This window comes from Streptomyces sp. NPDC041129, assembly GCF_055592265.1.
In genome coordinates this window covers 208896-225541 of sequence record NZ_JBVIYV010000009.1, presented here as the reverse complement: position 1 = coordinate 225541, position 16646 = coordinate 208896, and the positions used below count along the sequence as shown (strand labels likewise).

Genomic DNA, 16646 nt, shown 5'->3' with positions numbered 1-16646 from the left:
GGTGAAGTGATGCACCCGGGTGAGCTGTCGGTCTTGTGTCGAGTCGGCGCGGTCTGCGCCCGGACTTCGTGAGCGTAGCGTGACTGTGGAGTCGCGGTGCGCGAACAACGAGGCACCACCCCCATGCGAAGGTCCTCCACCGGTCGGCCCACCACAGTCGGCCGTTCGCTCTGCGTGACCGGCCGGATGCGCCAACTCCGGGAAATCCCAAGGGCGTAGGGCGTTCCCTCGGACGGCCGAACACGCTCGGTCAGCATGGAGGTGGGGAGCCCCGGGCCGAGATCAGCGCCTGGCGTGTCAACTTCCAGCCATCGCCGTGTCGTTCGACGTAACCAAGTGCTCGGAGTTCGTACAGTCTGGCGATCGCCTCGTCCGGGGTGGTCCGCGCGCCGCGCGCGATCTCACCGGCGCCGGCCGGGCGGTTGCCGGGCAGGGCGGCGAGAACGGCCCGCGCGGCCGGTTCGAGCAGGTCACGCGGGAGGACGGGGCCGCGCCGGGGCGGGGCCAGCTCACCCATGTCACCGACGAGTTCGATGACGTCCGCGGCATCGGTGACCACCGTGGCCCCGCCGCGCAGCAGTTCGTGCACACCGGAGGAGAGAGAGCTGGTGACAGGACCGGGGACACCCATCGTGAATCTACCGAGCCGCTCGGCGGCCCGCGCGGTGACCAGCGAGCCGCTGCGGCAGGCGGCCTCCACGACGACGGTGCCCCGGGTGAGCGCCGCGATCACCCGGTTCCGCAGGATGAACCGGCTCGGCGTCGGATGATCGCCGGGCGGCAGCTCGCCCACCACCAGTCCCTGCTCCGCGATCCGGCTGATCAACGCGGTGTGCCCGCGGGGGTAGGGCCGGTCGACGCCGCAGGCCAGCACGGCGACGGTGGCCCCGCCGGCGGCGAGGGCGCCCCGGTGGGCGGCCCCGTCGATGCCGTAGGCCCCGCCGGACACGACCACCCATCCCCGTTCGGCCAGCTCGGCGGCGAGGGTGGCCGCCATATGCGTCCCGTACTCGGTGCAGGCGCGAGCCCCGACCACGGCGACGGAGCCGAGCGCCCATATCCGCAGACTGGGCGCGCCGCGCACCCAGAGGCCCGTGGGTCTTCCGTCGCCCAGGTCGTCGAGCCGCCCCGGCCATTCGGTGTCGCCCGGGCAGACGAACCGCACACCGGTGTTCCGCGCCGTCTCGAGATCCCGCTCAGGTTCGGCCCCTTCGGCCCGCGCCACCAGCCCGGCCCACCTCTTCCCGCTCACCCCCGGCAGCCGCGGCCCGCCGTCGCGCAGCCGCCGAACCACTTCCGCGACCCCGAACTCCCGCAGCCACCGTCCGCCGGCCTCGTCCCCCGGCTCGATGACCCGGGCGAGGAAGACCCGCCCCAGCCGCTCCTCCCTCACGTCGGCTTCCGCGCTCACGCCAGGGTCCCGAGGGCCATGGGCACGCCCCGCGGGATCCCGGTGCGCAGTTGCAGGGCGAGGCAGACGTCGCCGGCGTCCGGGCGGTCGTGGCCGACGAGGTCCGCCACGGTCCAGGCGACGCGCAGCACCCGGTCGATGCCGCGGGCCGTGAGCACGCCCCGCTCGAGGCTGCGCTCGGCCTGTTCCATCGCGCCGGCGGCGGCGTGGAAACGACTGCGCAGCTCTCTTCCGGGCACCTCGCTGTTGGTGCCCCAGGGTGTTCCGGCGAGACGGCCCGCGGCCCGCTCCCGGGCCGCCCGGACCCGGTCGGCGACGGCCGCCGAGGACTCGCCCCGGGCCCCGGGTTCGGTGAGCTGGGCACGGGTGACCGGGTCGACCTCGACCCGCAGGTCGACCCGGTCCAGCAGCGGGCCGGACAGCCGAGCCTGGTACCGGCGGATCGCCGACGGCGGGCAGTCGCACAGGGAGTCCCGCTGCGAGAACCGCCCGCACGGGCAGGGGTTGGCCGCCAGCACCATCAGGAACCGGGCGGGGAACCGGACCACTCCCGCGCTGCGGGCGATCACCACGTGCCCGGACTCCAGGGGCTGCCGCAGGGCGTCCAGGGTCTGGCCATGGAACTCGGGCGCCTCGTCCAGGAACAACACTCCTCGGTGGGCCAGGGACACGGCGCCGGGCCGCGCCACGCCCGGGCCGCCCCCGACGAGGGACTGCATCGTGGCCGAGTGGTGCGGGGCGCAGTAGGGCGCGACCTCGACGAGGGGTTTGCCCGGGGGCAGCAGTCCGGCCACCGAGTGGACCGCCGTGACTTCCAGTGACTCCTGCCGGGTGAGCGGGGGCAGCACGGCGGGCAGCCGCTCGGCGAGCATGGTCTTGCCCGCTCCCGGCGGGCCCTCGAGGAACAGGTGGTGCCCGCCGGCGGCGGCCACCTCGACGGCCGTGCGCGCCGAGGTCTGGCCCACGACGTCGGCCAGGTCGTGGTCCGGCTGCTGGGCGCCTGAGCCGTGCATGCCGGTGGCCGCCCCGGCGCCGGGCACGCGCAGGCCCGCCAGCAGGGGGTCCGGGCGTCCCTGCCCGTCCGGTTCCTCCTCGGGCACGGGCTCGTCGGTGAGCACGGCGATCAGCTGCCGCAGGCTGCGGACGCCGAGCACGGACACCCCGGGGACCAGCGAGGCCTCGGCGGCGGCGCTCTCGGGTACGACCACCTGTTCGTACCCCGCGTCGGCGGCGGAGAGGACGGCGGGCAGGATGCCCCGCACCGGCCGCACCCGACCGTCCAGGCCCAGCTCGCCGATCATCACGATCTCGGCGAGGACCCGCGGGTCGATCCGCTCGGCGGCGCCGAGCACCGCGCAGGCGACGGCCAGGTCGAAGCCGGAGCCGGCCTTGGGCACGGACGCCGGGCTCAGTCCGACGGTGAGCTTCTTCTGCGGCCATTCGCCGCCCGAGTTCACCACCGCGGCCCGGACCCGGTCCCGGCTCTCCGTCAGGCTCTTGTCCGGCAGGCCCACCAGAGTGAAGGCCGCCACCCCGGGTTCCAGGTCGGCCTGCACCTCGACGACCACGCCCTCGACGCCGACGAGGGCGACGGAGCACGTACGGGCGAATCCCATCTCAGACCACCCCCCGCGCGTGTTCGACGGCCGGGGCTCCCCGGCGGGGCAGCAGCACGCCGACCAGGTCGATGCGGACGCCGCCCGGCGGGGCCCCGCCATGGGCCTGGATCCATCGTTCGGCCAGGCCGTGCAGGCGTCGGGCCTTCTCGGGCGTGAGAGCGGCCATCGGGTGCTGGAAGACACCGGCCCTGCGGGTCTTCACCTCGCAGACGACCAGTGTGTCCCCATCCCGGGCCACGATGTCGATCTCGCCGGAACGACCGCAGCGCCAGTTGCGCCGCAGGATGGTCATCCCCGCCTCGGTCAGCCGCCGCGCAGCCAGCTCCTCGCCGTACCTGCCGAGTCCCCTGCATGCCCTGCTCATGTCGGCACCACCTCCGGCACCCACGGTCACGCAGCAGGGGAACAGAAGTGGATCTTGGTGGGCTACTCGCCGGTTGTGGAGAACCCCGTCACCCGTAAGACGGAATGCGAGGCCCGTCAGCCGCCCGGAAGCTCGAGGTCGCTCTTGTTCAGTTCCTCGATGTTCACGTCCTTGAACGTGAGGACGCGCACCTGCTTCACGAACCTGGCCGGCCGGTACATGTCCCAGACCCAGGCGTCCGCCATCGACACCTCGAAGAACACCTCGCCCTGGACCGAGTGCACCTGCATCTCGTAGTCGTTGGTGAGGTAGAAGCGCCGCTCGGTCTCGATCACGTATTTGAACAGACCGACGACATCTCGATACTCCCGGTAGAGCTTCAGCTCCATCTCGGTCTCGTACTTCTCGAGGTCCTCGGCGCTCATGGCATGTTCCCCTTCAGCCGTGCGATCCCCCCATTGTGCGCCAGTCCGACGAGCCCTCAGACGATTTCCGTGTCCAGAGTCACGGGCCTGGCGGGGGGACCTTCGTCGAGCAGCGTGCGCAGCAGCCCGGCGAGTCTGGTCGGATACACCGTCTCATGTGCCCGGGTCAGTTCCTGGCACGTCCACCAGCGCGCTCCGGCGACACTGCGCCGCTCCAGCTCGGTCAGGCCCAGGGCCGCGGTGACCGTCTGGGTCGTGCGGGCCAGGTAGTACCACTCGTCCTGGTCCCAGCGCCGGCCCGCGAACGGGAAGGAGCAGCGCCGGCGCCACAGCACGGGGCCGAGGGCGACATCGGTGATGCCGGTCTCCTCGGCGAGTTCCCTCAGCGCGGCCTCTTCGCGCGTCTCGTCGCCCTCCAGACCGCCACCGGGGGTGAACCACCAGTCGTCGGCCGGGTCGTCCGGCTCATGGCCGTGCAGCAGCAGGATGCGGTCCTCGGGGTCGAGCAGGACCACCCGGGCCACCCGGCGCAGGCCGCCCTCGTAGGTGTCCTCGCCCGGCCGCGCGGTCTCAGCGGGCACCGGCGGGCCCCGGGCGGTTGCGCTTGCGGCCCAGCCGCTTGGCGACGGAGCCGTACGCGCCGCCGCCGAGGACCAGGACGGCGCCGGCGACGATCACCAGCTCGATGGTCCTGAGCGGGCCCGGCCGGGAGAGGGCGCCCAGCGTCTCGAATCCGGCAGGGCGCTCGAGCATGCCGTTCATGGGCCAGACGACGGAGTCGACACGCGCGGAGACGGCGCCACGCGCCACCGTGCCCCGGGCGGCGTCGGTGAGGTGGGCGGTGGAGTCCAGGGAGCCCTGGCGTTCGTCGCCGAGGAGGAACAGCCGGCCCTTGGGGACGGTGACGGTGGGGAAGTTGGTGATCTCGGCCGGGCTGCCCGCGGGCAGGTAGGGCTCGTCGATCTTCTTGCCGTTGACGGTGAGCTTGCCGTCGGTGCAGCAGGAGACGGTGTCGCCGCCGACCGCGACGACCCGCTTGACCACGTTGGCGTCGGTGACCCAGCTCTTGTCGCGGAAGACGACCACGTCGCCGCGCCGCACCTCGGTGCCGTCGACACGCTGGGCCAGCACCCGGTCACCGGCGTCGATGGTCGGCGTCATCGAGCTGGTCGGCACGGTGTACGGCCGGTAGACCACGGCTCCCCAGGCGAAGCCGCCGAGGAAAAGCACCAGGCCCAGCGCCATGGCCACCCCGGACAGCCGCTCCCCGAACCGGCCGCCGCCGGCCCGTGCCGTGCCTGTGCCCGCGGTGCGCGGGGCCGTACGCGTCGTGCTCTCGCCGCTCATGGACCCGCACCCTACCTGCCGGTACCGAACGGGGGCAGCCCCTCTTTCAGGACCCTGGGAACAGCTTTCCCGGAGCTTCACAGAGGGGCCTCACACGCACGGCCGTAAGGCTCAGCGCCTTCCGGCGGCCACCGTGGCCCGGACGCCGGTCCGCGGCCGGTCCGCGCGCCTGCGGCGCCAGACCGCCACCGGCAGCACGGCCGCCAGCGCCACGCCCTGCGGCGCCACGGTCAGGGACGCCGCCGCGGAGGACTGCTTGCCGAGGCCCGTCTGGTCGAAGGTGGCCGGCACCGGCAGGGTGCCCCAGCGGTTGACCGGCCAGGCTCGCACGATGGCGCGGCCGACGACCTTGTCCACGGGGACCATGCCCTGGTGGCTGTCGGACTGGTTGTAGCGGGAGTCACGGGAGTTCTGGCGGTGGTCGCCCATCACCCAGATGTAGCCCGTGGGGACCTTCACCTTGAACTGGCCCCCCTGGTCGTCCAGGCTGCAGGGCGTGTTGCCGGGGTAGACGTACGGCTCGTTCAGCGCCTTGCCGTTGACCCTCAGCGGGCCGTTCTTGTTGCACTCGACCGTGTCGCCGCCGACCCCGATCACCCGCTTGATCAGGTCCTTCTCCTCCGCGGACGGCATCAGGCCGATCCAGCTCAGGACCTTCTGCACCGGGTTCGGATTGGGCGCGGGCTCGCCCGCCAGCCAGTTGTCCGGGTCATGGAAGACGACGACCTCGCCGCGCTCGGGCTCGGAGCCGAACCACGGGGTGAGCTTGTCGACCAGGACGCGGTCACCCTGCTGGAGGGTGTTCTGCATCGAGTCCGAGGGGATCGAGAACGCCTGCACCAGAAACGTCTTGATCAGCAGCGCCAGGACCAGCGCGATGCCGATCAGGATCGGCAGCTCCTTCCAGAAGGAGCGCGGCGCCTTCGGCCGGTTCGCCGTCCCGTCCGCGCCCTCGCCGTCGTTCTGCTGCCGGTGCTCCTCCGGCCCGCCGTCCCCGGACGCCGAGAAGCCGGAGTTCCCGGACGTCACGGCGCCGTCCGGAGCGGGGGCGTTCGCTTCCACGGGGTGCCCGCGGTGCTCCTCGCCGTCGTGTCCCGACCGTGCGCCAACCGCCACATCCCCCACGCCAACTCCTTACTCTCTGCCGCCGCCTGCGCCATCCACGGTGCAGGCCCACCACTCCCATAACGAGCGGGAGTTCCGCAGGGGTCGGGAGGCGGGTCATTCCGTTCGGATCGCCGGAGGCAACCCTATGCGACAGCGGAGGGGCCGCGGTCGACCCCGACACGGAGTTGGCAACGCTTGCGAAGGTTTTAGGTTCGTCGAGGCTGGTCCAGTGGCCGATGGGCCAGCCGATCACCATGGCGCGGCCCACCACCGAGTCCTCGGAGACCGTGCCGCCGTACGGGGTGTTCTGGTGCGCGCGGGAGTCGGCGGAGTTGTCGCGGTGGTCGCCCATCACCCACAGCCGTCCCTGCGGCACGGTGATGTCGAACGGGGTGACCGACGGGGCGCTGCCCGGATTCAGGTAGCCGGTCTCGCTGAGCGGACTTCCGTTGACGGTGACCCGGCCCTGCGCGTCACAGCACTTGACGTGGTCCCCGCCGACTCCGATGACCCGCTTGATCAGGTCCTTCTCGTTGTCGGAGGGCAGCAGGCCGATGAAGGTGAGGCCTTCCTTGAACTGCTTGACGACCACCGGGTCGTCCTTCTTCCGGGTGGTCTGCTCGTCGGCGAGCCAGCCGCCCGGGTCGTGGAAGACGACGACGTCCCCGCGCTGCGGCTTGGAGCCGAACCACGGGGTGAGTTTGTCGACCAGGACACGGTCGCCGATCCGGATCGTCTGCTCCATGGAGCCGGACGGGATCACGAACGCCTGCACGAGGAACGTCTTCAGGACCAGGGCTATGAGCACCGCGACACCGACCAGAAGGGGGATCTCCCGAACGGCTGACCGCCTGCGCTTGCGCTTCACCTTGCGCTGGAGCTTGCGCCGCTCCGCGCGCGTGCGGCCACCGCCCGTTCCGGAGCCGGTGCGGCGGGTCCCCGTGGGCAGCAGGCTCTCGGCGGCGGTCGCCGGCGCTCCGCGCGGCTTGCCACGGTTACCCATGCGCGCCCTCCGCGGGGGTCGCCGCGGGCACGCGCGCGTAGGCCGACGGCCGCGTCAGGTGCCGCCAGTGACCGTACGGCCAGGCGACCCAGTCGGCCCGGCCGATGACGTCGTCCACCGGGATCATGCCGCCGCCGGGCGAGCCCAGATGGTCACGGGAGTCGCTGGAGCGACTGCGGTGGTCCCCGAGGACGAACAGGCGGTCCGCGGGCACGACGACGTCGAAGGGGACGCTGGACGGGCTGTCCCCGGGATGGAGGAACGCCGTCTCGTCGACCGGCCGGCCGTTCACCTCGAGCCTCTCCTCCTTGTCGCAGCAGACCACGTGGTCTCCCCCTACCCCCACAACGCGCTTGACGTAGTCGGCGTCCCCGAAATACCCGGTTCCGTCGAAGACAACCACGTCACCGCGGAGCGGCTGGGCACCGAAACGGTACGCCAACTTATTTACGAGGACGCGGTCACCGATCCTCAATCCCTGTTCCATGGATCCGCTCGGAATCTGGAACGGTTGCACCACGAAAGCGTTGAGGAGGAGCAAAAACGCCAGGCAGACGAAGAGGGTGAGGGTGATCCGGCCGCCCGGCAGCCATGCGGCTGTCCGCGGCACCAACGCGAAACGCGACCGTCCCTCCGTCCCCGTGGTACCGGGTCGGGAGGAGCGGTCGCGTTGCGTCGGCTGTGCTTCGGTGTCCATCGGAGCCAGATGCTATCCGCCCCGATGTGACCGAAGGAAAAGCGCTCAGTTCTCGCGCTTCTCCTTGATCTTCGCGGCCTTGCCGCGCAGCTCACGGAGGTAGTACAGCTTGGCGCGGCGCACGTCACCACGGGTGACCAGCTCGATCTTCTCGACGATCGGGGTGTGCACCGGGAAGGTGCGCTCGACGCCGACGGAGAACGAGACCTTGCGGACCGTGAAGGTCTCGCGGACACCGGAGCCCTGGCGACGGATCACAACGCCCTTGAACTGCTGCACACGGGAGCGGTTGCCCTCGATGACGCGGACGTGGACGTTGACGGTGTCACCCGGGCGGAAGGCGGGGACGTCGCTGCGCAGCGACGCGGCGTCGACGGTGTCGAGCAGGTGAGACATTTCGTCTGCTTTCTTCGCTGATGCCACAGGTCATCAACGGGAACTAGGTTTCCAGGAGGACTGCCGTGCGGGTCGGTGCGGGCGTCGTGTCCCCCTGTGGCAGGGGCGCACGCCGGACGGACGCACAACAGCGGCCTATTGTTCCACGCCGTCGGCGTGGCGCCAAAACCGGCCGTACGGCTCCCCTTCCGGGTCCGGTTCCCAGCCCAGGATGGAGAGCGTCTCCCGGTCCTTCTTGTCGAAGGCCTTGGGGTCGCAGCGCTCGATCAGGTCGGGCCGGTGAGCGGTGGTGCGCCGCAGGGCCTCGTCCCGCCGCCAGCGGGCGATCCGGCCGTGGTGGCCGCTGAGCAGCGTCTCGGGGATGTCCCGGCCGCGCCAGACGGGCGGCTTGGTGTAGACGGGGCCTTCGAGGAGACCGGCCATCGCGCCGGGCGCGAAGGAGTCGTCCCGGTGGGACTCGGCGTTGCCGAGGACGCCGGGCAGCAGCCGGGCCACGGCCTCGGTGACGACCAGGACGGCCGCCTCGCCGCCGGCGAGGACGTAGTCGCCGATGGAGACCTCGTAGACGGGCATCCGGGTCGCGTACTCGTCCATGACACGCCGGTCGATGCCTTCGTAGCGGGCCGGTGTGAAGATCAGCCAGGGACGCTCGGAGAGCTCGACCGCCAGTTCCTGGGTGAAGGGACGGCCGCTGGGGGTGGGCACGATCAGCGCGGGGGCCCGGGCGCCGGTCTCGTAGCCGTCGGCGAGCACCGTGTCGAGCGCGTCGCCCCATGGCCCGGTCTTCATGACCATGCCGGGGCCGCCGCCGTAGGGCGTGTCGTCGACCGTGTTGTGCCGGTCGTACGTCCACGCGCGCAGGTCGTGCACCTGGACGTTGAGCTGCCCACGCGCGCGTGCCTTGCCGACGAGGGAGACGTTCAGCGGCTCGAGGTACTCGGGGAAGATCGTGACGACGTCGAGCCTCATGCGTCCTCTTCCCGGGACGAGGCGATCTCGGCGCGGTCGTCGATCAGGCCCGGCGGGGGCGCGATGACGGCCTTCTGCTCCTCGAGGTCGATCTCGGTCACGATCTCCTCCACGAAGGGGATCATCACCTCGCTGCCGTCCGGGCGCTCGACGATGAACAGGTCCTGGGAGGGCAGGTGGGAGATCTCGGTGATCCGGCCGACCTCCGTGCCGTCCTCGGTGACCACGTCGAGGTCCATGAGCTGATGGTCGTAGTACTCGTCCTCACCCTCGGGCAGTTCCTCGGGATCGATCTCGGCGATCAGCAGGGTGTTGCGCAGGGCCTCGGCGGCGCTGCGGTCTCCGACGCCCTCGAAGCGCAGCAGGAGGCGGCCGCTGTGCACCCGGCCGGTGGCGATGGTGAGCGGTCCGGCGGAGGCCGGGTCGGTGGCCAGAACGGCTCCCGGGCCGAGCCGCAGCTCCGGCTCGTCGGTACGTACCTCGACGGTGACCTCGCCCTTGATGCCGTGGGCGCGGCCGATCCGTGCGACTACCAGCTGCACTGTGCTTGTTCTCCTGTCATACGACTACGGGCCGGGGACGGCCCAGTGGCCCTCCCCGGCCCGAGCCGGTGCTGCGATAAGCGTCAGCGGACGTGGTCCACGTCGACGAGGTCGACGCGGACACCGCGGCCGCCGATGGCGCCCACGACGGTGCGCAGAGCACGCGCGGTACGGCCGTTGCGGCCGATCACCTTGCCGAGGTCGTCGGGGTGGACCCTGACCTCCAGCACGCGCCCACGGCGCAGGTCACGCGAGGCGACCTGCACATCGTCAGGGTTGTCGACGATGCCCTTCACGAGGTGCTCAAGCGCCTCTTCGAGCATGCTGCTCAGGCCTCGGTCGAGCCGGACTCGGCAGCGGCCTCGTCCTTCTTCTCAGCCTTCTTCTTCTGGGTGATCGCCTCACCCTTGCCCTCGTCGTCACCGCCGAGAGCCTCGAACGACGGGCGCGTGGACTTCGGCTCGGCGACGAGCAGCGGCGCGGGAGCCGGCTCGCCCTTGAACTTCTGCCAGTCGCCGGTCTTCTTCAGGATGGCGAGAACGGGCTCGGTCGGCTGCGCGCCGACACCCAGCCAGTACGCCACACGCTCGGCGTCCACCTCGATGACCGACGGGTTGTAGGTCGGGTGGTACTTGCCGATCTCCTCGATGGCCCGGCCGTCACGGCGGGTACGGGAGTCGGCGACGACGATGCGGTAGTGAGGCGAACGGATCTTGCCCAGACGCTTCAGCTTGATCTTGACTGCCACGGGAGTGGATTCTCCTGGTTTTGACGTGGTTGGGCACGGCGAGCTGCCGCGTGGGGTTGCGGTACCCGAATGCCCGATGGACGCGTCAGCCGGAGGAGAGAGGGGTCCTATGCGACTGTCGAGTACAGCTAGCCATTGTGCCATACCCGCCGGGTCGCTCTCCGCCACGGGGTACGGGCTGAACCTGGGCATGCGCCAGCGGCACCCGGCGCGGGGGTGAGGTCGCGTCGGGTGCGTCGCTCGGCGCCGCGCGGTGCCGTCGGCAGCCACACGGGGACGAGCCCGCTTCCGGCACCCACGAGATGCCGGTACTCGCGGCTCGCGGCTACGCCACTCCCACGACCTCCGGGATCCGGAACGGCTTGCCGCAGCCGCCGCACACGATGGGGGCCTGGGCCAGGACCGAGGGCACCACCCGGACGTTGCGGCCGCAGTCGCAGACCGCCTTGACGCGGACGCCGCCGCCGGAGGAGCCGTGGCGGGCGGCCGGGCCGCGGAAGGTGCGGGAGGTGTCGGCGGAGGTGGCCGCCGTGTGGGCCTTCAGGGCTCGCTGGAGGCGCTCGATGGTCGGACGGTAGCGCCGCTTCGCCTCGGGATTGAGCGTGACCAGCGAGAAGCCACTGCTGGGGTGCGGCTCCTCGGGGTGGTCCAGGCCCAGTTCCTCGGCGATCGCGAGGAAGCGGCGGTTGTGGTAGCGGCCGGCGCGGGAGGTGTCGCGGACACCCCGGGCGGCGGCGACGCCGTGGACGGCCTCATGGAGCAGGCGCTCGAAGGAGAGTTCGTGACCGCACGCGGACGACGACTCCCCGATCAGGGACTCTGGCGCGGCAAGGTCCGGCAGCTCGGGGTGGTACCGCTGAATGTCGGCCCACGCCTGTGCCAGCTCTGCGGCGAGAACAGGTGGTGTCTGTGTCGTGCTCACGTAATGACAACGAGCGTGGGTGCCACTGTGTTCCTATTCCGGGGCATCCCAAATAATTTGCACGTACCCGTCAGTTGCCACTGATGCGTCCTGACGAGGGCGGGTGCGCTGATCTGCGGAGAAGCTTCACAGCTCGTACCAAGCCGGTGCGTAGTCCGACGTACGACGCGGCGTGTAAGCGCTGCTGTGGCGGTGGGCGGTGGATGCGCAAGGCGCGTTTCGGCCGCTCTCGCGTGAGGCCGTGACCTCGGTCGGCGTCCGCGCCGATCGTGACGTTACCGGGTGGGTCCCCGCCCCTCGTCACCGGCCCGTCCCCCGCGGGAGCCGACACCATAAGGTCGCCCGGGTTGCGTGGATGTGAAATCTCGCCACTTGTGCGCTCAGTCCCCAAGCAGGGCCCCACGACCCCTGGACGGCATCGCGAGCCGGGAGTTACCTGACATAGGTGGAGGGTGCGAGCGATCGGCACGGGGGCCTCGCAATCGGGCACTGCGACGAACTGTCGGCGGATTGGGGCGCTTACCTATGACACCTACGCTCGTGCGGGAGCACTTGTCCCACCCGGGTTCCGTACCACCCGGTGCGAACCCGTGCGCACGCGCGCGTGACTGGTCCGAGATCCAGGAGCGGATGCTGGTCCCGCTCTACGAGGCCGTCTACGAACGGCTCGAGGTGGGCCCGGCGACACGGCTGCTCGGCCTGCACTGCGGTTCCGGTCTCGCCCTGCTGATGGCGTCCTCCAGAGGGGCCGCCGTGACCGGCGTCGACTCCTGCCGGGAACTGCTCGCCCTCGCGCGCGAGCGCCTGTCGCCGGACCCCCCGTGCGGCACGCGCGCGCGTACGCGTCCGGGCCCGAGGCTCGTCGAGGACTTACCGGACGACGCGGCCGGCGCGGAGACGCCCGCGTACACCCTGATGACCGTCTTCGAGCCGATCGGCTGTCTGGCGGGCGACTCCGAGGGCCTGGGCGGCCTGCCGGCGGCCGCGCTGCCGCTGGCCGCGCGCGGGGCGGCCGTGGTGCTGGCCGGCTGGGGCCCGCCGGAGCGCTGCGCCACCTCCTCCGTGCTGCGGGTGGCGACGAAGCTCGCGGATCCGCTGCGCAGCCCGGGCAGCTGGCGGCCCGCCCGCCGTGACGACCTGGAGGAGGTCGCCCAGCGGGCCGGGCTGAAGCCGGACGGCTCGGGGCGGGTGGCCTGCCCGTTCGGGTACGCCGATGTCGACAGCGCCGTACGCGGCCTGCTGTCGACCGGGCTCTTCGACGCGGCGATCGCCGCAACCGACGGCAAGCAGGTGGACAAGGAGCTGACGGAGGCGCTGCATCCGTACCGGCGCGCCGACGGGACGGTGTGGATGCCGAACGTCTTCCGCTATCTGGTCGCCCGTGTGCCGTAGACGTGCTCCCCGCCCGGTACCGCCGGGCCTGTCCTAGGCCTCCGCCTCCTTGGTCAGGCGGGTGATGCCGGCGATCCGGTAGGCGTCCGCCTCCTCCAGCGTCTCGTTCTCCAGCAGCGCGTTCGCCAGCGCGTCCAGCCGGCCGCGGTGGTCGCGCAGCTTCTGGCAGGCCTCCTCGTAGCACCCGTCGACGATCCGGCGCATCTCGGAGTCGATCACGTCGAGGGTCTGCGGGGCGGCCGACAGCCCGTACGCCTGCTGGGCGTCGCTGGGGAGCGCGGAGAGCCGGCCGACGCGCTCGCTCATGCCCCAGCGGGCCACCATCCCGCGCGCGATGTTGGTGACCTGCTCGAGGTCGCTCTCGGCGCCGGTGGTGACGACTCCGTAGACGACCTCCTCCGCGGCCATGCCGCCCAGCGCGCCGATGATACGGCCGCGCAGATAGCCCTCCGAGTGCGCGTACCGCTCCACCTCGGGCGTGGACATGGTCACCCCGAGCGCCCGGCCGCGCGGCACGATGGTGATCTTGCGGACCGGGTCGGCGCCGGTCTGCAGCATGCCCAGCAGGGCGTGGCCGCTCTCGTGGTACGCGGTGCGGCGGCGGTCCTCCTCGGGCATCACCAGGGTGCGCTCGGCGCCGAGCTGGACCTTTTCCAGTGCCTCGGACAGGTCCGCCCGCGTCACTTGCTCCTGTTTTCCCTTGACCGCGAGCAGCGCGGCCTCGTTGGCGAGATTGGCCAGATCCGCCCCCGTCATACCGGGCGTCACCCGCGCAAGCTGGGCCAGGTCCACATCGGCGGCGAGCGGCATCTCCCGGGTATGGATCCGCAGGATCGCCTCGCGTCCGCCGCGGTCCGGCGGGGCCACGCTGACCACCCGGTCGAAGCGGCCGGGCCGGGTCAGCGCCGGGTCGAGGATGTCCGCGCGGTTGGTCGCCGCGATGACGATCACGCCCTCGGAGCCGGAGAAGCCGTCCATCTCGGTGAGGATCTGGTTCAGGGTCTGCTCGCGCTCGTCGTGGCCGCTCATCGAGGCGCCGCCGCCGCGCACCCGTCCGATGGTGTCGATCTCGTCGATGAAGATGATCGACGGCGCCACCTTGCGGGCCTCGGCGAACAGCTCACGGACCCGGGACGCGCCCACGCCGACGATCATCTCGATGAACTCGGACGCCGAGGCCGAGAAGAACGGCACGCCGGCCTCGCCCGCGACCGCGCGCGCGAGCAGGGTCTTGCCGGTGCCCGGGGATCCGGCCAGCAGGACTCCGCGGGGCAGTTTGGCGCCCATCCTGCGGTAGGTGTCGGGGTGCTTGAGGAAGTCGACGACGTCGTCCAGCTCGCCCTTGACCTCGTCGATGCCGGCCACGTCGGCGAAGGTGGTGCGCCCGGTGCCGGGCCGCAGCTCGACCGGTCTGGGCGGCGCCTTGCGCCCGAACATGCCGCCCGCGCCACCCAGCCCCGTGCCGGCCCGCCGGGCGATGAAGATCCACACCGCGGCCAGCAGCACGATCGGGATCAGGGAGATCAGCAGGTTGGACAGGAGCCCGCGCTCCTGGACGACCGGACGCGCCGTCACCGTGACGCCGTGGCTGCTCAGGTTCTGCCACAGCTTGTCGTCGGCGAAGGCGGGCCGCTGCGTCCGGAACTTGGTGTAGTCGCCGCCGCCGTCGGGGTTGGCCCGGGGGCTCTTGAGCTGGCCCTGGATCGCGTCGCCCTTGGAGTAGATCTTGGCGACGTTGCCGGCGCCGACCTCCTGACTGAACTCCGTGTAGGAGATCGTCGGCTCGTTTCCCTGGCCCAGGTAGTTCAGGCCGACGTACGCCAGCAGAAAGACGATCACCGCGGTGACGAGCAGGCCCCACCACTTGCCGCCGCGCAGTCCGCCGCCGGACGGCCGGGGCGTCTCGTCCGGGGTGCCCTCGGCGCGCCACGGCTGGTCAGGGGCCTTGCGGGGTGGCGCCGCATTGCTCATACCTGGACGTTACGGCACCGCGCCTGCCTCGGCATGCGCTGAGGGCGCCCCCTGGTCCAGGGGGCGCCCTCAGGGACGTACCGGCGGGAATCAGCCCATGAACTTCTTGAACTCGTCCGGCAGCTCGAACTCCTGGCCGCCCTGCTGCGGCAGACCGAAGGCACCGCCCTCGGCGGCCGCGGCGCGCCGGGCCGCCTCCTCCTGCTCCTGCTGCTTGCGCTTCATCGGGTTGCCGGAGCGCTGCTTGCCCTTGGCCTTCTTCGGCTGCTTCTTGGTCCGGCCGGGGCCACCGCCCATGCCCGGGATGCCGGGCATGCCGGGCATGCCGCCGCCCTGCGCCATGCGGGACATCATCTTGCGGGCCTCGAAGAACCGCTCGACGAGGTTCTTCACCGCGCTGACGTCGACACCGGAGCCCTTGGCGATACGGGCACGGCGGGAGCCGTTGATGATCGTCGGGTCCTGGCGCTCGACCGGGGTCATCGACTTGATGATCGCGGCGGTGCGGTCGACGTCCCGCTCGTCCAGGTTGTTGATCTGGTCCTTGATCTGGCCCATGCCCGGGAGCATGCCGAGCAGCTTGGAGATGGAGCCCATCTTCCTGACCTGCTCCATCTGGGCCAGGAAGTCGTCCAGGGTGAAGTCCTGGCCCTTCTTGGACGCCAGCTTCGAGGCCATCTTGGCGGCCTCTTCCTGGCTGAAGGTCTTCTCCGCCTGCTCGATCAGGGTGAGCAGGTCACCCAGGTCGAGGATGCGGGAGGCCATCCGGTCCGGGTGGAAGGCGTCGAAGTCGTCGAGTTTCTCGCCGTTCGACGCGAACATGATCGGCTTGCCGGTGATCTGCCGGATCGACAGGGCAGCGCCACCGCGGGCGTCACCGTCGAGCTTGGAGAGCACCACGCCGTCGAAGCCGACGCCGTCGCTGAAGGCCTGGGCGGTGTTGACGGCGTCCTGACCGATCATCGCGTCGACGACGAACAGGATCTCGTCCGGGGAGACGGCGTCGCGGATGTCCGCGGCCTGCTGCATCATCTCCTGGTCGATGCCGAGCCGGCCCGCGGTGTCCACGATCACGATGTCGTGGACCTTGGTCCGCGCGTGCTCGATGGAGTCCCTGGCGACCTTCACCGGGTCACCGACGCCGTTGCCCGGCTCCGGCGCGTAGACGGCGACGCCGGCGCGCTCGGCGACGACGCTGAGCTGGTTCACGGCGTTCGGGCGCTGGAGGTCGGCGGCGACGAGCAGCGGCGAGTGCCCCTGCTCCTTCAGCCACCGGCCGAGCTTGCCCGCAAGGGTGGTCTTACCGGCACCCTGCAGACCCGCGAGCATGATCACGGTGGGCGGCTGCTTGGCGAACCGCAGCCGGCGGGTCTCGCCGCCGAGGATGGTCACCAGTTCGTCGTTGACGATCTTGAGGACCTGCTGGGCGGGGTTCAGCGCCTTGGAGACCTCGGCGCCGAGCGCGCGTTCCTTGACGTTCTTGATGAACGACCGGACGACGGGCAGGGCCACGTCGGCTTCGAGAAGTGCGATGCGGATCTCGCGCGCCGTGGCGTCGATGTCCGCTTCGCTCAGTCGGCCTTTCCCACGGAGGTTCTTGAAGGTCGCGCTGAGGCGGTCGGAGAGGGTATCGAACACGGCGGCGTCGGTCCTCGGGAGTCGGGGGCGTTCTGGGCTGCCCTCCAGGATATCCGCCCGGAGAGCGGATATCCCCCGCCCGCCCCCCGCGGCGG

The 16646-nt window shown here is 71.2% G+C and carries 17 protein-coding genes and 1 pseudogene; 1 reads left to right on the top strand and 17 read right to left on the bottom strand.

Annotated elements, in window-relative coordinates; translation table 11 throughout:
• Positions 1 to 250: 250 nt before the first annotated feature.
• From dprA to ACZ6B1_RS26675, 15 genes and pseudogenes are all read right to left on the bottom strand, one after another.
• Positions 251 to 1411 (bottom strand): DNA-processing protein DprA, encoded by a 1161-nt coding sequence (dprA, locus tag ACZ6B1_RS26745; RefSeq protein WP_468782383.1) that lies wholly within the window; start codon positions 1409 to 1411, stop codon positions 251 to 253.
• Positions 1408 to 3027 (bottom strand): YifB family Mg chelatase-like AAA ATPase, encoded by a 1620-nt coding sequence (locus ACZ6B1_RS26740; protein WP_468782381.1) that lies wholly within the window; start codon positions 3025 to 3027, stop codon positions 1408 to 1410. The genes dprA and ACZ6B1_RS26740 overlap by 4 nt, the downstream gene beginning before the upstream one ends.
• A gap of 1 nt (position 3028) precedes the next feature.
• Entirely contained in the window at positions 3029 to 3424 is a 396-nt protein-coding gene (locus ACZ6B1_RS26735) for a YraN family protein (protein WP_468782379.1), read from the bottom strand.
• Positions 3425 to 3510: 86 nt separating this feature from the next.
• Positions 3511 to 3819, bottom strand: a complete 309-nt coding sequence (locus tag ACZ6B1_RS26730; RefSeq protein WP_003965949.1) for a DUF2469 domain-containing protein — start codon at positions 3817 to 3819, stop codon at positions 3511 to 3513.
• Between the two features lie 56 nt (positions 3820 to 3875).
• Positions 3876 to 4400 carry an NUDIX hydrolase gene (locus tag ACZ6B1_RS26725; protein ID WP_468782378.1) on the bottom strand — a complete coding sequence of 175 codons (525 nt, stop codon included), beginning with the start codon at positions 4398 to 4400 and terminating at the stop codon, positions 3876 to 3878.
• Positions 4390 to 5166 carry a signal peptidase I gene (gene lepB / locus ACZ6B1_RS26720; RefSeq protein ID WP_468782376.1) on the bottom strand — a complete coding sequence of 259 codons (777 nt, stop codon included), beginning with the start codon at positions 5164 to 5166 and terminating at the stop codon, positions 4390 to 4392. The genes ACZ6B1_RS26725 and lepB (ACZ6B1_RS26720) overlap by 11 nt, the downstream gene beginning before the upstream one ends.
• A gap of 111 nt (positions 5167 to 5277) precedes the next feature.
• Entirely contained in the window at positions 5278 to 6291 is a 1014-nt protein-coding gene (gene lepB, locus ACZ6B1_RS26715) for a signal peptidase I (protein ID WP_468782374.1), read from the bottom strand.
• Positions 6182 to 7276 (bottom strand): annotated as a pseudogene (lepB, locus tag ACZ6B1_RS26710) (signal peptidase I); the annotation flags it as partial. The pseudogene lepB (ACZ6B1_RS26710) and the gene lepB (ACZ6B1_RS26715), both read right to left, overlap by 110 nt.
• The gene (gene lepB / locus ACZ6B1_RS26705; RefSeq protein ID WP_468782372.1) at positions 7269 to 7973 is read right to left on the bottom strand and encodes a signal peptidase I; all 705 of its coding nucleotides are present in this window, start codon (positions 7971 to 7973) and stop codon (positions 7269 to 7271) included. The gene lepB (ACZ6B1_RS26705) and the pseudogene lepB (ACZ6B1_RS26710), both read right to left, overlap by 8 nt.
• A 45-nt stretch (positions 7974 to 8018) precedes the next feature.
• Complete coding sequence (rplS, locus tag ACZ6B1_RS26700) at positions 8019 to 8369, bottom strand: 50S ribosomal protein L19 (RefSeq protein WP_199212174.1); 351 nt, start codon at positions 8367 to 8369, stop codon at positions 8019 to 8021.
• A 135-nt stretch (positions 8370 to 8504) separates the two neighbouring features.
• A complete protein-coding gene (gene trmD, locus ACZ6B1_RS26695; protein WP_468782370.1) occupies positions 8505 to 9338 on the bottom strand; it encodes a tRNA (guanosine(37)-N1)-methyltransferase TrmD in 834 nt (277 codons plus the stop codon).
• Positions 9335 to 9880, bottom strand: a complete 546-nt coding sequence (rimM, locus tag ACZ6B1_RS26690; RefSeq protein ID WP_468782368.1) for a ribosome maturation factor RimM — start codon at positions 9878 to 9880, stop codon at positions 9335 to 9337. Before rimM ends, trmD begins: the two co-directional genes overlap by 4 nt.
• 83 nt (positions 9881 to 9963) lie before the next feature.
• A complete protein-coding gene (locus ACZ6B1_RS26685) occupies positions 9964 to 10203 on the bottom strand; it encodes an RNA-binding protein (protein ID WP_005479813.1) in 240 nt (79 codons plus the stop codon).
• Positions 10204 to 10208: 5 nt separating this feature from the next.
• A complete protein-coding gene (gene rpsP, locus ACZ6B1_RS26680) occupies positions 10209 to 10628 on the bottom strand; it encodes a 30S ribosomal protein S16 (protein WP_468782365.1) in 420 nt (139 codons plus the stop codon).
• 325 nt (positions 10629 to 10953) lie between these two features.
• Complete coding sequence (locus tag ACZ6B1_RS26675) at positions 10954 to 11550, bottom strand: hypothetical protein (RefSeq protein WP_468782363.1); 597 nt, start codon at positions 11548 to 11550, stop codon at positions 10954 to 10956.
• Positions 11551 to 12075: 525 nt separating this feature from the next.
• Between ACZ6B1_RS26675 and ACZ6B1_RS26670 the strand changes: the two genes are divergently transcribed.
• Positions 12076 to 12942, top strand: a complete 867-nt coding sequence (locus ACZ6B1_RS26670; RefSeq protein ID WP_468782361.1) for a class I SAM-dependent methyltransferase — start codon at positions 12076 to 12078, stop codon at positions 12940 to 12942.
• A gap of 33 nt (positions 12943 to 12975) precedes the next feature.
• Here ACZ6B1_RS26670 and ftsH read toward each other — a convergent pair whose 3' ends face one another.
• Positions 12976 to 14913: an ATP-dependent zinc metalloprotease FtsH gene (gene ftsH, locus ACZ6B1_RS26665; RefSeq protein WP_468782359.1), complete on the bottom strand. Its 1938-nt coding sequence runs from the start codon at positions 14911 to 14913 to the stop codon at positions 12976 to 12978.
• Between the two features lie 90 nt (positions 14914 to 15003).
• The gene (gene ffh, locus ACZ6B1_RS26660; RefSeq protein ID WP_468782357.1) at positions 15004 to 16551 is read right to left on the bottom strand and encodes a signal recognition particle protein; all 1548 of its coding nucleotides are present in this window, start codon (positions 16549 to 16551) and stop codon (positions 15004 to 15006) included.
• Between the last annotated feature and the right edge of the window lie 95 nt (positions 16552 to 16646).

Excerpts from the sequence above, each read along its gene's own strand:
- ACZ6B1_RS26740 (WP_468782381.1), bottom strand. The coding sequence starts at position 3,027 with ATGGGATTCGCCCGTACGTGCTCCGTCGCCCTCGTCGGCGTCGAGGGC.
- ACZ6B1_RS26730 (WP_003965949.1), bottom strand. The coding sequence starts at position 3,819 with ATGAGCGCCGAGGACCTCGAGAAGTACGAGACCGAGATGGAGCTGAAG.
- lepB (WP_468782376.1), bottom strand. The coding sequence starts at position 5,166 with ATGAGCGGCGAGAGCACGACGCGTACGGCCCCGCGCACCGCGGGCACA.
- lepB (WP_468782372.1), bottom strand. The coding sequence starts at position 7,973 with ATGGACACCGAAGCACAGCCGACGCAACGCGACCGCTCCTCCCGACCC.
- rplS (WP_199212174.1), bottom strand. The coding sequence starts at position 8,369 with ATGTCTCACCTGCTCGACACCGTCGACGCCGCGTCGCTGCGCAGCGAC.
- trmD (WP_468782370.1), bottom strand. The coding sequence starts at position 9,338 with ATGAGGCTCGACGTCGTCACGATCTTCCCCGAGTACCTCGAGCCGCTG.
- ACZ6B1_RS26685 (WP_005479813.1), bottom strand. The coding sequence starts at position 10,203 with ATGCTCGAAGAGGCGCTTGAGCACCTCGTGAAGGGCATCGTCGACAAC.
- ACZ6B1_RS26670 (WP_468782361.1), top strand. The coding sequence starts at position 12,076 with ATGACACCTACGCTCGTGCGGGAGCACTTGTCCCACCCGGGTTCCGTA.
- ftsH (WP_468782359.1), bottom strand. The coding sequence starts at position 14,913 with ATGAGCAATGCGGCGCCACCCCGCAAGGCCCCTGACCAGCCGTGGCGC.